Below are 13,483 nucleotides of genomic sequence, written 5' to 3'. Positions count from 1 at the left end.
TCCTTATGTATTTAAAGTACTATTATCTTACCATATGAACTGAAAAAAGATGATGGAAAACAGAGTGAAATCCCCCTGAATCACGAGGGGGATTTTATTGGTTCATATGATGTTTCTGTAATTTAGCAAGTGCTTCCTGTGCAGCATGCTGTTCCGCTTCTTTTTTTGAACGGCCATTTCCAATTCCGAGCACTTCACCTCTAAGGGATACATTGGCTTCAAATTCCCGGTTATGTGCTGGGCCTTTTTCATGCAGGATTCGGTATTCAAGTACACCTTTTCCATCTCGCTGAACAAATTCTTGAAGCTGGCTTTTAAAGTCCATGACATGTGAGAATGCCCCGTCATTAATTTTCGGGTATACATAGGCTTCTAGGAATCGTTCAACAGGCTCAAGTCCTTGATCTAAATAAAGCGCTCCGATAAACGCCTCAAATACGTCTGCTAAGAGTGCTGGGCGTTTTCTGCCGCCTGTCATTTCTTCCCCTTTTCCTAAAAGAACAAGGTCTCCGAAGGACAGCTCATGCGCTAATGACACAAGTGATGGCTCACATACGATCGCCGCTCTCAGTTTTGTTAAATCTCCCTCGCTCATGGCTGGGTACTTTGCAAATAAGAACTGTGAGATCGTCAATTCTAAAACAGCGTCCCCTAAAAATTCAAGTCTTTCATTATCCTCATAAGGTTTTTTACGATGCTCATTCACATAAGAGGAATGTGTAAAGGCTTGATAGAGTAGTTTTTCATTTTTAAAGTGTACAGAAATGCGCTGCTGAAATTCTCTGAATTGCTCTAGTTTTTTGCTCTGTTTCTGTTTGTCTTTATATTGTTTTGGCATAGCAACCTCCAGGTAGGCGTCATCGCCTTTAAGGATACTGATTATATGGAGTCTCTCTTTCTACATGCAAGGAAACCGTGCTCCTTAGCATCTGAAAAAGGCTGACAATTGATCAGCTGAATATGTTGAAACTAACATAAATTTTCAAAGTCCCGCCATGAAAATAGACGGGACTTTGTTACGCTTATTGCTGGTTATTTATGTAGTTCACAGCGTCACCGACTGTTGCAATTTTTTCAGCATCTTCGTCAGAAATTTCCATATCGAACTCATCTTCAAGTTCCATAACTAGCTCAACTACATCAAGGGAATCAGCGCCTAAATCTTCTTTAAATGAAGCCTCCATTTTCACGTCAGCCTCATCAACGCCAAGGCGGTCTACAATAATTTTTGATACACGCTCTAATACGTCTGCCATTGCCTTTCACCTCCCCTCAAAGTATTATAGTTGATTCGTTTTTAAAAAACTAGAGAAAACGTAACGAAATTTTGATATTTCTTAGGACATAACCATTCCGCCATCCACTTGGATGGTTTGGCCTGTAATATAACCTGCTCCTTCTGAAGCTAAAAAGACAACAACGTTGCTTATATCTTCAGGCGCACCAAAGCGTGCGAGCGGGATTTGCTTAAGCATTTCTGTTTGAACATTCTCATCAAGCTTGTCAGTCATATCAGTAGAAATAAAGCCTGGTGCTACGGCATTGACTGTAATATGACGGCTGGCCAGCTCTTTCGCTGTTGTTTTCGTTAAACCGATCACACCAGCTTTTGCTGCAACGTAGTTTGCTTGTCCAGGGTTTCCGCAAACGCCGACAACAGATGCTACATTGATGATTCTTCCGCTGCGCTGTTTCATCATTTGACGTGTCACAGCTTTTGTACAGTTGAAGACACCTTTTAAGTTTATGTTAATGACATCATCCCATTCATTTTCTTTCATTCTCATGAGCAGGTTGTCCTTTGTAATTCCAGCATTATTCACAAGAATGTCGATTGAACCAAATGTATCAACGGCTTGTTTCATTAATGCCTGTACTTCTTCTGCATTTGACACATCCGCTTTGACAGCAAAAGCCTGCTGGCCAAGTGCTTTGATCTCATCTACGACTTCATTTGCTTTTGCTTCGTTGCCTGAATAGTTCACCACAACATTGGCACCTTTTTTCGCCAAATCGATCGCAATCGAACGACCAATACCGCGAGATGCACCTGTGACAACGGCTGTTTTATTTGTAAGCATCAAGAATCCCCCTTGAGTGTTTGAATGGCTGCTTCAATTGTTGCTTGATCTGATACGGAAATGGTCGTCAGGCGGCGATTGACTTTTTTCACAAGACCTGAGAGCACTTTACCAGGACCAATTTCAATAAATGTTGTCACACCTAAGTCAATCAGGCGTTCTACACTTTCTTCAAATCGAACAGGAGAATACAATTGTTCAATCAGCTTCGTTTCAATTTCATTACGTGATGTCACGATGTCTGCTGTTACGTTTGAAATGACTGGCGTCGCGGCATCAGAAATGTCTAATTTAGATAATACATCTGTGAATTTTTCAGCTGCTGGTTTCATTAATGCAGAATGGAAAGGTCCACTCACTTCAAGTGGAATTGCACGTTTTGCGCCCTTTTCTTTCGCTTTCTCTGATGCAAGTTCCACACCTTTTGCTGTACCAGAGATGACGATTTGGCCCGGACAGTTTAAGTTCGCAAGTTCTACAAGATGACCGCTTTCTGTCACTTCTTTTGTCACTTCTACAAGCGCCGCTTGGTCTAAGCCAAGAATCGCCGCCATTGCGCCTTCTCCTGCTGGAACGGCTTCATTCATTAATTCGCCGCGCTTTCTCACTGCGAAAACGGCATCTTTAAACGAAAGAGCTCCCGCTGCAACAAGGGCCGTATATTCACCCAGGCTGTGCCCTGCTGCATAATCTGCTTTGATTCCGCTCTCTTCAAATTTCTTTAAGATCGCGATGCTTGTCGTTAAAAGAGCTGGCTGTGCATTATATGTCAGCGTCAGTTCTTCTGCATTTCCTTCAAAAATCATTGAAGATAAATCAAAACCAAGGGTCTGATCTGCTTCTTCAAACACAGCTTTAGATGCTGCTTCTTGGTCAAATAAATCTTTTCCCATGCCAATTTTTTGAGAGCCTTGGCCTGGGAATAAAAAAGCAATTTTACTCATGCTGCTCTACCTCCATTACGACTCATTCGTGTCTTCTTTTTGAACTTCTTGATGAATGATAGCTGAAACGTCTTTTTTAACGATGTCGCGCGCCTGACGAATGGCATGAAAAATCGCATTTTCATCAGAGGAACCATGCGCTTTAATAACCGGTGCTTTTAAACCAAATAATGCGGCACCACCATATTCGGAGTAATCCATTTTAGATTTCATCTGCATTAATTTTGGCTTCATCATACCTGCTGCTATTTTAGCTGTGAAACTGGATGTTAAGGTTTCTTTCAGCATTTTAAAAACAGAAAGGGCTGTGCCTTCGATCGTTTTAAGGGCGATATTCCCCGTGAAACCATCTGTGACAACGACATCAGCTACACCCTCTAATAAATCACGCGATTCTACATTTCCTACGAAATTCAAATCTGATGCTTTTAATAATTCAAAGGTTTTTTTCGTTAAATCGTTGCCTTTTTTATCTTCTGTCCCGACATTTAAAAGTCCAACGCGTGGATTGCTCTTCGGGAAGACATGCTCTGCGTAAATAGATCCCATCATGGCATATTGCACAAGATGCTCTGGCTTTGCATCAACGTTTGCGCCGACATCCAATAATAAGAACCCGCTGCCATCAAGTGTTGGCAACGTCGGAGCAAGTGCTGGTCTGTCAATGCCATCAATTCTGCCTACGATAAACAGGCCTGCTGTCATGAGTGCCCCAGTATTTCCAGCTGAAATACAGGCATCTGCTCTTCCTTCTGAAACTTCCTGCGCCATTTTCACCATAGAAGAATCCTTTTTACGTCTCACTGCACGCACTGGTTCATCCGTTGGTTCAATGACTTCTTTTGCATCTAAGATCGTGATGCGTTCATGATTTGTTATGTATGATTTGATCTTGCTTTCATCGCCGACTAGTGTAATCTCGATATCTGAAAATGCTTCTAAGCTTTTTTGCACACCGTCAATAATGGCTTTAGGGGCATGATCTCCCCCCATTGCATCGACTGCAATTCTCATGTTATGTGCCACCTTTTACTTTTGTTTTGAGCGATACATGACGAAATCGCCTGAGAAGACAACTTCCTCACCTACATAGCTGTTTACTTCAACTACGGTTCTGCCTTTTTCTTTATCATGTGAGGCAACTTTGGCTTTTGAGACGACTCTTTCGCCTTGTTTGACCTGCCTTGTAAACTTAATATTTGCTTTTGCTGTCAAAGCCAGTTCATCGTCGATGACGGCTACTGCCAGCGAATTTGCCTGGGCAAAAAGATGATGTCCCCTGGCAATTTGGTTACGGCTGAATACATGCTCTTTTCTTACTTCAAAAATGGAAATCGCTTGATCATCAAGCTCTACATCAATCATTTCTCCAATGACTTCATCCAGCGGAAGAGACTTCACTTCATCCTCTAATGTCTTTTCGGCCACGTGCTTAATTCGTTCGCGTAATTCAGGGATTGACAGCTCCAAACGGTCAAGACGAACTGTTTGAATGCTTACACCGAACTTACTTGCCAATTCTTCATCAGTAATGAACGGAGTCGAGCTGATCGTTTGCTGGAGAAGCCTTTGTCGTTCTTTTTTATTTAGTTTCATATGCAGACACCATCCGTACATTTATGACTAGGTACTAATAGTAGTATATAATCTCATAGATGATAAATCAATCCTTGTTTCAAAAAGACAAGAAAATTCCTCCAGCACTTGATCAGCTCAATTTATCTCCGCCTAGCACACCGCTGTCTACGAGTGTTTTCCTAAGTTCTTTGTATTCAGGGTCTGTCCAAAAGGCTTCAGACTGCACGAGCTCTGCCGCATCTTTTCTAGCGGTTTCAAGCGCTCTATAGTCATGAACCATATCTGCCACTTTAAATTCAGGCATTCCGCTTTGTTTCTTGCCAAAGAAGTCGCCAGGGCCTCTTAGTTCTAAGTCCTTTTCAGACAGTTCAAAGCCATCTGTTGTTTCAGACATGATCCGCATGCGCTCTTTACCGGTCTCTGATTTAGGGTCCGCCATTAAAATACAAAAAGATTGATGCTCTCCGCGTCCGACCCGGCCTCTTAACTGATGAAGCTGTGACAGTCCAAAGCGGTCCGCATCATAAATGACCATAATGGTCGCATTCGGCACGTTGACGCCAACTTCAACAACTGTCGTTGACACAAGGATTTGCACTTCATTGGAAGTGAAATCTCTCATCACTTGATCTTTTTCATCACTTGCAAGTTTCCCGTGCATTAAGCCGATCGACCATTTTCCGCGATACGCCTCTGTCAGCATGCTGTGAACATCAATCGCATTTTGGACATCCAGTTTGTCTGATTCTTCTATAAGTGGACAAATAATATACGCTTGTCTGCCTTTTCTGAGCTCTTTATCAACAAAAGCAAGAATCCGCTCAAGCATGTCATGCTTCACCCAATACGTTTCAATCTGCTTTCGGCCGGCTGGTAGCTCATCAATGACAGAGACGTCCATTTCTCCAAATACTGTGATGGCAAGCGTTCTTGGAATCGGCGTTGCGGTCATAAACAAAACATCTGGGTCCTGCCCTTTGCTTCGCAGTTTTTTCCGCTGTTCCACGCCGAACCTGTGCTGTTCATCTGTAATAACAAGACCAAGCTGCTGAAATTCCACTTCGTCCTGGATAAGAGCATGCGTGCCGACTAAAATATCAATATCTCCCTCTTTCAGACGTTCAAGCAGTTCTCTGCGGCGCTTTCCTTTCACTGAACTCGTCAAAAGAGCAATATTTAGCCCCCATTTTTCAAATAGCTGATACAGTGAATCGGCATGCTGTTCAGCCAAGATTTCAGTTGGCACCATCAGCGCACCTTGAAAGCCGGATAAATGAGCGGCATAAAGGGCAATTGCCGCTACAGCTGTTTTCCCCGATCCAACATCCCCTTGAAGAAGCCGGTTCATTCGATACGGGGATGCCATATCTGACATAATTTCATCCAGCACTCTTGATTGTGCTTTTGTCAGCGGGAACGGCAGGCTATGAACAAACTCAAAGACCGCCTCTTTTGCGAACGGATGCTGGATGCCTGATGTTTTTTCTCGTTCTTTTTTTCTGATCGCCTGCATCTTCAGCTGAAAGATGAGAAATTCCTCGTACACGAAGCGTCGTCTTGCATGCTTGAGCGAGTCTCTCGTTTCAGGGAGATGAATGGTTTTTAGTGCTTCTTGATAAGACATGAGTTTATAAGCAGCTACAAGCTGCTTTGGCAGTGGATCTTCAGCATGGTCTACATAGAGTGACAACGCTTGTTTTACAAATCGTCTCATCATCTTCACGGTTACATTTTCTTTGACTGAATAAACAGGTTCTATACTGCCATCTTGTTCGTGTGTTCCTTTTTTAAATTCCTGCACCATAATGGATTGCCGGTTTTTATCCCACTTCCCTGTAACTGATACCGTATCGCCTAAAACAAGACTTCGTTTTAAATAAGGGCGATTGAAGCATATAGCTGTAATCAAAAAACGACCGACAAGCAGCCTGAATGTCAGCCTGCTTCGTTTTTTTCCATAATAGGTGAGAACGGGCTCACTGTGCACTTTTCCTTCAACTGTGACACGTTCGTCATGCCTGACTTCCTCTAAGTTGCGAAGCTCATAGTCGTCATATCGATAAGGAAAGTAGCCGAGTAAATCGGCTACTGTGTAGATTCCAAGTTCATTTAGTGTTTTTTCTGTTTCTTCTCCAATCCCTTTGAGGGCAGAGATCTTATCTTGCAATTTCTGTATCACGAGATGAGGTCACACCTCCGAAAATCTTCTTTTCAAGCTCCCTTGCTGTCGGTGTTGCAGCAAGTCCGCCTTGTGCAGTCTCACGAAGAGCTGTTGGCATCGTTTGACCAATTTTGTACATCGCATCAATGACTTCATCACAAGGGATGCGGCTTGTAATGCCGGCAAGTGCCATATCTGCTGCAATCATCGCATTAGAAGCGCCCATTGCGTTTCGTTTCACACATGGCACTTCCACAAGTCCTGCGACTGGATCGCAAACAAGACCCAGCATATTTTTTAGGGTGATGGCCATGGCTTCAGCGGATTGCTGCGGCGTACCGCCTGCCATTTCTACAATGGCTGCTGCTGCCATACCTGATGCAGATCCTACTTCTGCCTGACAGCCGCCTGCTGCACCAGAGATACTTGCGTTATTGGCGACAACAAAACCAAATGCACCAGATGTAAATAGGAATCTGACCATCTGTTCCTTTGTTGGCTTTAATGTTTCTTTCACCGCAAAGAGCGTTCCTGGCACAACACCTGCTGAGCCAGCTGTAGGCGTTGCACAGATCGTTCCCATTGCTGCATTCACTTCATTTGTTGCCACTGCCTTACTCACGGCATCTAAAATGGTATGACCAGACAATGTTTTGCCTGATGCGATATATGCTTGAAGTTTCACCGCATCCCCGCCTGTTAAACCAGATAATGATTTCACACCTTTCAATCCGTTTTCAACGGCCTGTTCCATCACTTCTAGGTTGCGGTACATCTGCGAGAAAATGTCTTCACGTGACTTCCCTGTCACTTCCATTTCTTGAGTAATCATAATTTCTGAAATGGAGGTATTCCGTTCTTCTGTTAGCTGCACGAGTTCTTTGACGTTTTTAAACATCATACATAACCTCCTTGTTGTTACTCTGCAATTTGTGTGACTTGAATAATGTTTGGCAGCGTCTCAAGCTCTGTTAAAACCGCTGGATCAATATTCTGATCCACTTCAATCGTCATGAGAGCTTCTTGCCCGACCTCTTTACGTGCCACTTCCATATGACCAATGTTGATGGCGAATTTCGCTAACACATTGGCAACTGCTGCAATCGTCCCGTAGCGGTCGTTATGAACCACAAGAATGGCCGGATGATTCCCTGAGAGTCTCAGTTCAAAGCCATTTAATTCTGTGATTTCAATTTTACCTCCGCCAATGGAAATCCCGATTAATTCAAGGCTTCCATTCGCATCTGAAATTTCTACTTTTGCTGTATTTGGATGCGCTGGTACCGCATCTTCTTCTTTAAACTCAATGTCGATTTCTTTGCTTTTTGCAATATCAATCGCTGTTTTAATTCGTTCATCAAATGTATCAAAGTCAAGAACACCGCCGATAATGGCTACATCTGTCCCGTGTCCTTTATACGTATCTTTAAAAGAGCCATAAAACGACACAACAATTCGTTTCGGTTCCCTTCCGAACAAGCTGCGAGCCACTCTTCCAATACGAGCCGCACCCGCCGTGTGCGAACTTGATGGACCAATCATGACGGGTCCAATAATATCAAACACACTTCTAAATTTCATAGGTCTTCCCCTCTCATCACCAATCACAGATTGGTTTGTTACTCCCTTTAGACTAATGGATTCATTCGATTCCCGCAACTCATTTCATCGATGAACACATAGTAAAAAAATGCAAAAGAAGAAGAAGGGCTTCATGTGCCCTTCTTTCTTTATTCAACAGCCAAAATATATGAATAAAGCGGCTGTTTTCCATCGTGGACTTCAACTTCTACATCTTCAAATGTGTCTTCAATATATGCTTCTAAAGCTTCCATCTCATCAGATGATGCATCTTCCCCTTTGATGATTGTGACAATCTCATCATCTTCTGTCACCATTTGGGTCAAAAGCTCTTTTGCTGCATCTAATTGATTTTTAGCTGTTAAGGTGATTTTTCCATTGTATAGGCCCATATAGTCGCCTTTGGCAATGTCGATCCCATCAATTTGGGTATCTCTCACTGCAAAGGTAATTTGGCCGCTTTTCACATGATCAATCGCTTCTAACATCGCTGCTTCATTGTCTTCATTTGAAGCTGCTTCATTGAGAGAAAGAAGTGCCGACATTCCTTGAGGAACGGTCTTTGTCGGAATAACAACGACCTCACGACTTGAGACAGTTGCCGCCTGTTTAGCTGCCATGACAATATTAGAATTATTAGGTAAGATAAAGACGGTTTCGGCATGAATGCTATCAATTGCTTTGACAATGTCTTCTGTGCTCGGATTCATTGTCTGTCCGCCTTCAATGACGACGGATGCTCCGATACTTTTAAACAAGTCAGCAATCCCTTCTCCCATTGCGACACTCACTACTCCAAAACGCTGTTTTTCAGCAGCTGTTGCTTTTGGTGCAGCAGGCGAGTGATCTTTTTCTTCATTGACGATCGAGCTATGCTGCTCTCTCATGTTTTCAATTTTCATATTAATTAAGCTGCCATAGCGCTGTGCATATGATAAGACATCTCCTGGCTGCTCTGCATGAATATGAACTTTTGCAAGCGTATCATCAGATACCACAAGAAGTGAATCTCCGAATTCGCTTAATTCTTCTCTGAAGGCATTTTCGTCAAAGGACTGTTTGTCTTCTTCGAATTTCACCATAAATTCTGTACAATAGCCAAATTCAATATCTTCTGTGTTCATATGGCTTTGTGCACTTTTATGATGCTCTGCACTCACTAATTCTTTTAATGTTGGCAAAGAGGCCGTTTTAGGAGGAAGCTCTTCTCCTCTTAATGAAGCAAGGAAACCTTCATATACACAAAGAAGCCCTTTACCGCCGCTATCTACAACGCCGACTTCTTTTAAAACAGGAAGGAGATCTGGCGTGCGGTCAAGTGATGCTCTTGCTTCCTCAATCGTTAATTCAAGCACACGATCGATTTGGTCTTCTGTTGTTGAAACAGCAACCGCTTTCTTTGCTGCGTCTTTTGCAACCGTTAAGATGGTTCCTTCAATCGGTTTCATGACGGCTTTATATGCTGTATCAACACCGGCCTGCAAGGCAAGCGCAAATTCTTTTGCGTCAATTGTTTCTTTTTGTTCTATATTTTTGCTGAAACCTCTGAAGAGCTGAGACAGGATCACACCTGAGTTTCCTCTTGCCCCCATTAACAGCCCTTTCGACAGAGCCACCCCGACCTTACCAATGTGATCGGTATTTGTTTCTTCAACTGCTTTTGCCCCTGAAGTCATTGACAAATTCATATTTGTCCCCGTGTCTCCGTCTGGCACTGGAAAAACATTTAACGCATCAACAATTTGTGCGTTTTGAGAAAGATGGTGAGCACCTGCAAGAATCATTTTTGCAAATGAGCGGCCACCCAGATTTCTAATAGACAATATATTTCCTCCTTACTACGGGTTCGTAACTTTTACTCCTTGTACATAAATGTTGACTGAGTCAACTGAAAGTCCAATCGTGTGATGAATCGTATATTTGACTTTCGTTTGAACATTATGTGCGACTTCTGATATTTTTGTACCGTAGCTGACGATGATGTACATATCAATATGAATGCGATCTTCTTTTTGACGCACAAGAACACCCCGGCTGAAGTTCTCTTTGCGGAGAATATCCGTCAAGCCGTCCTTTATTTGATTTTTGGACGCCATGCCAACAATACCATAGCAATCGATCGCAGCGCCTCCTGCCACCATTGCAATGACTTCATTTGATATATCAATTTGTCCGTATTTCGTTCTAAGTTCAATGGACACATTGGTTCCCCCTTTTTGAGAAATTGCCCTGAGTTATCACTATTTTACTATAAGACCCTTCTTTTTAAAAGAAATCATTCAATCCGACCCAATCCTACTTATACTATAGCCTTGATTTTTTATCAAGATGTCAAGGTATTTTTCTTGAAAGAGGAGCAAACAATCCTTGCAAACCCCTTGAAGCTGTGGTAAATTATTAAAGTATCTTGAGGCATCTCTAAGTACGTATATGAAGAATATGATGATGTTTTCGCAGTTAGGAGGGAAACAAATGGCACGTAAATGCGTTATTACAGGCAGAAAAACAAAAGCTGGGAACAACCGTTCTCACGCAATGAACTCTACAAAACGTACATGGGGCGCGAACCTTCAAAAAGTTCGTATTCTAGTGGACGGTAAGCCTAAAAGAGTATATGTATCAGCTCGAGCTTTGAAATCTGGTAAAGTTGAGCGTGTATAAGCAAGAGTAAACGCCTGCTACATTTAACTGTAGCAGGCGTTTTTATGTGGAAATAAAGGAGATTACTCATTAATCTTTCTTAAATGAACCAAGCATCGCACGGACAATGCCGCCAAGAAATCTAGGCAGTTTGATTGTATAAAATTTCATTTTGTCCCCCTCCTAAAAGTACCGCTTGCAGCACAATTGAGCTTAATCAGCCATCCACATTGATAGGTTGGTCAATCTTTGCTTCTTACCATTATTAATATGCCTTCATGAAAAGAAAAAGTACCATTTGAGTGGATGAGTTCGTTACTAATACATAGTGTGGAACCAGGCTCAATATGACAATTTTTCAGAGGATATTTGAAACCTTTTAATGTCAGCTTTTCAACCGATGTACCGAAGGGCAAAAACGACACATATTTTTTATCCGGGTCTTGTTTGATTTCGTATGTACCAGGTCCAAACATTTGAATAATATTTTGTTTATCTACAAGGTTCATGCTCTGTTTGTGCTGAATGCCTTTATAAAGGAGATGGATATTCCCAAGAAAATGATCTGCTCTTCCGCCTGTGATGCCGTAAATTTGAATATGGGCTGGATTCTGACGCAAAGACCAGTTCAGCGCAAGTTCTAAATCCGTTTCATCTTTCTCTGCCTGAAATAGATTGAGTGCAGGCAATTTCTTTTTCAGTTCATGAAGCTCCTCTTCTGTCACACTATCAAAATCACCAAATGCTCTGTCAGGTACAATGCCATGCTCTAGTAAGAAAAGGGTTCCCCGGTCTACGCCGATCCAGAGAATGTCCTCCTCAGATGCTTCATGATCAAGCGGCGGGATGTACACAAAAGGACCGCCGGCCACGATATGTATGTGCATGATTACGCTCCTCTCCATTGAAAAAGAACCAAAGATCACAATGACTTTGGTTCTTTTTGTTATGCTTCTCGAATGGCCTGAATGGCCGCCGTGCGGTCTTCTTTCCCATATACCGCTGAGCCGGCAACAAGTAGATTAGCGCCTGCTTCTTTGCAGCTCTTTGCTGTCTCTACATTGACACCGCCATCTATTTCAATGAGTAAATCAGTTAAGCCTTTTTGTTCACTAAGTGTCTTTACTTCTTTTACCTTTGAGAGAACAGCAGGAATAAACGCCTGTCCGCCAAAACCAGGGTTCACCGTCATGAATAAGACGAGGTCAACATCCTCTAATACATGCGCGATTTGAGAAACGGGTGTGTGCGGGTTTAAAACAACCCCTGCTTTGACACCTTGTTCTTTTATATGCTGAATCGTGCGATGTAAGTGTGGACACGCCTCGACATGAACAGAAATAATATCAGCGCCCGCTTTTGCAAATGCAGGGATATACTGGTCTGGCTGCTCAATCATTAAGTGAACATCGAGCGGCAGCTTTGTATGCGGCCTGATCGCCTCCACTACATTTGGTCCAAATGTCATATTCGGTACAAAATGACCGTCCATCACATCAATATGAATATAATCCGCTCCACCTTGTTCCACATCACGGATATCTTTCGCAAGATTGGCAAAATCGGCTGATAAAATGGATGGGGCAATATAAACCATGATTTAGTACCTCGGCTTTCTGTCTTTAATTTCAGTTAAAAACTCTAAATAATGCTGATAGCGATACTCTCTGATGCGATCGTGTTCTACTGCCTCTTTTACTGCACATCCAGGCTCTTTTACGTGCAAACAGCCCCTGAATTTACATTCTGCACTCTTCTCTCTGATTTCTAAGAAATAGAGCCCTAAATCTTCCGCTTCGATACCTGTAAATTCAAGCGAGCTAAATCCTGGTGTATCGGCAATGAGCCCTTCAGCCGTTCGAATGAGTTCCACATGTCTTGTTGTATGTTTCCCCCTGCCAAGATGGGAGGAAATATCATTTGTTTTCAGTGCTAAATCAGGACTCATCGCATTTAAGAGGGAAGACTTCCCTACACCCGATTGACCTGCAAAAACAGTAATCTTGTGATGGAAATACGGGGTCAGCTTTTCAATTCCATCCCCTTCGATTGTCGATGTTAAATGAACGTCGTATCCAATTTGGCGATAGTCTTCTGCATAGGCTTGAATCGTTTCTCGCTCTTGCTCTGTTTTCAGCAAGTCCATTTTTGTGATGCAGATAATCGGTTCAATCTGGCTCTCTTCAACAAGCACTAGGAATCTGTCTAACAGCGATGTACTAAAGGTCGGCTCTGCTGCTGAGAAAACGAGCACCGCTTGATCAACGTTGCTAATAGGCGGCCGAATCAGCTCATTGGTCCGCTCTTTTACTTCCAGCAAATAGCCTTCCTTATCGTTATCTGCTTGATAGACGACATAATCTCCAACAAGAGGGGTTATTTTGTTTTTACGAAAAATCCCTCTTGCTCTACACTGAATTACTTTGCCACTTTCTAAAGACTCATCCAGCACATAATAAAATCCGCTTAATGCTTTAATAATTTTGCCCTCAGGCATA

The 13,483-nt window shown here is 42.6% G+C and carries 16 protein-coding genes; 1 reads left to right on the top strand and 15 read right to left on the bottom strand.

Annotated elements, in window-relative coordinates; genetic code table 11:
- Nucleotides 1-94: 94 nt before the first annotated feature.
- From rnc to NST01_RS07770, 11 genes are all read right to left on the bottom strand, one after another.
- Nucleotides 95-838, bottom strand: coding sequence for a ribonuclease III (gene rnc / locus NST01_RS07820; protein WP_008344850.1), 744 nt, complete (start codon nt 836-838; stop codon nt 95-97).
- 184 nt (nt 839-1,022) lie between these two features.
- Nucleotides 1,023-1,256 (bottom strand): acyl carrier protein, encoded by a 234-nt coding sequence (acpP, locus tag NST01_RS07815; RefSeq protein ID WP_008344853.1) that lies wholly within the window; start codon nt 1,254-1,256, stop codon nt 1,023-1,025.
- A gap of 81 nt (nt 1,257-1,337) precedes the next feature.
- Nucleotides 1,338-2,081: a 3-oxoacyl-[acyl-carrier-protein] reductase gene (gene fabG / locus NST01_RS07810; protein ID WP_008344855.1), complete on the bottom strand. Its 744-nt coding sequence runs from the start codon at nt 2,079-2,081 to the stop codon at nt 1,338-1,340.
- Nucleotides 2,081-3,025 carry an ACP S-malonyltransferase gene (fabD, locus tag NST01_RS07805; RefSeq protein ID WP_206114322.1) on the bottom strand — a complete coding sequence of 315 codons (945 nt, stop codon included), beginning with the start codon at nt 3,023-3,025 and terminating at the stop codon, nt 2,081-2,083. Before fabD ends, fabG begins: the two co-directional genes overlap by 1 nt.
- A 15-nt stretch (nt 3,026-3,040) precedes the next feature.
- Entirely contained in the window at nt 3,041-4,039 is a 999-nt protein-coding gene (gene plsX, locus NST01_RS07800) for a phosphate acyltransferase PlsX (protein WP_017359101.1), read from the bottom strand.
- Between the two features lie 15 nt (nt 4,040-4,054).
- Entirely contained in the window at nt 4,055-4,621 is a 567-nt protein-coding gene (gene fapR, locus NST01_RS07795; protein ID WP_008344859.1) for a transcription factor FapR, read from the bottom strand.
- Between the two features lie 112 nt (nt 4,622-4,733).
- Nucleotides 4,734-6,782: an ATP-dependent DNA helicase RecG gene (recG, locus tag NST01_RS07790; protein WP_341041743.1), complete on the bottom strand. Its 2,049-nt coding sequence runs from the start codon at nt 6,780-6,782 to the stop codon at nt 4,734-4,736.
- Nucleotides 6,760-7,662: an L-serine ammonia-lyase, iron-sulfur-dependent, subunit alpha gene (gene sdaAA / locus NST01_RS07785; RefSeq protein ID WP_024720342.1), complete on the bottom strand. Its 903-nt coding sequence runs from the start codon at nt 7,660-7,662 to the stop codon at nt 6,760-6,762. The genes recG and sdaAA overlap by 23 nt, the downstream gene beginning before the upstream one ends.
- A gap of 20 nt (nt 7,663-7,682) precedes the next feature.
- A complete protein-coding gene (sdaAB, locus tag NST01_RS07780; protein ID WP_008344864.1) occupies nt 7,683-8,345 on the bottom strand; it encodes an L-serine ammonia-lyase, iron-sulfur-dependent subunit beta in 663 nt (220 codons plus the stop codon).
- A gap of 149 nt (nt 8,346-8,494) precedes the next feature.
- Nucleotides 8,495-10,168, bottom strand: coding sequence for a DAK2 domain-containing protein (locus tag NST01_RS07775; RefSeq protein WP_048002836.1), 1,674 nt, complete (start codon nt 10,166-10,168; stop codon nt 8,495-8,497).
- A 15-nt stretch (nt 10,169-10,183) separates the two neighbouring features.
- Nucleotides 10,184-10,546 (bottom strand): Asp23/Gls24 family envelope stress response protein, encoded by a 363-nt coding sequence (locus NST01_RS07770; protein ID WP_008344871.1) that lies wholly within the window; start codon nt 10,544-10,546, stop codon nt 10,184-10,186.
- A 271-nt stretch (nt 10,547-10,817) separates the two neighbouring features.
- Here NST01_RS07770 and rpmB point away from each other — a divergent pair, with 271 nt between their 5' ends.
- Nucleotides 10,818-11,006, top strand: a complete 189-nt coding sequence (gene rpmB / locus NST01_RS07765; RefSeq protein ID WP_003212514.1) for a 50S ribosomal protein L28 — start codon at nt 10,818-10,820, stop codon at nt 11,004-11,006.
- 69 nt (nt 11,007-11,075) lie between these two features.
- Here rpmB and spoVM read toward each other — a convergent pair whose 3' ends face one another.
- The 4 genes from spoVM to rsgA all read right to left on the bottom strand — a co-directional run bounded on the left by spoVM (nt 11,076) and on the right by rsgA (nt 13,482).
- Nucleotides 11,076-11,156, bottom strand: a complete 81-nt coding sequence (gene spoVM, locus NST01_RS07760; RefSeq protein WP_008354550.1) for a stage V sporulation protein SpoVM — start codon at nt 11,154-11,156, stop codon at nt 11,076-11,078.
- Between the two features lie 71 nt (nt 11,157-11,227).
- Nucleotides 11,228-11,872: a thiamine diphosphokinase gene (locus tag NST01_RS07755; RefSeq protein ID WP_050827256.1), complete on the bottom strand. Its 645-nt coding sequence runs from the start codon at nt 11,870-11,872 to the stop codon at nt 11,228-11,230.
- A gap of 59 nt (nt 11,873-11,931) precedes the next feature.
- Nucleotides 11,932-12,582: a ribulose-phosphate 3-epimerase gene (gene rpe / locus NST01_RS07750; RefSeq protein WP_050827255.1), complete on the bottom strand. Its 651-nt coding sequence runs from the start codon at nt 12,580-12,582 to the stop codon at nt 11,932-11,934.
- Nucleotides 12,583-12,585: 3 nt separating this feature from the next.
- A complete protein-coding gene (gene rsgA / locus NST01_RS07745) occupies nt 12,586-13,482 on the bottom strand; it encodes a ribosome small subunit-dependent GTPase A (protein ID WP_041090545.1) in 897 nt (298 codons plus the stop codon).
- Between the last annotated feature and the right edge of the window lies 1 nt (nt 13,483).

The sequence above is a fragment of the Bacillus sp. FSL R7-0166 genome (genome assembly GCF_038008935.1).
GTDB lineage: Bacteria > Bacillota > Bacilli > Bacillales > Bacillaceae > Bacillus > Bacillus altitudinis.
The sequence above is the reverse complement of the archived record's forward strand: the minus strand, read 5'-3'. Positions and strand labels throughout refer to the sequence as shown.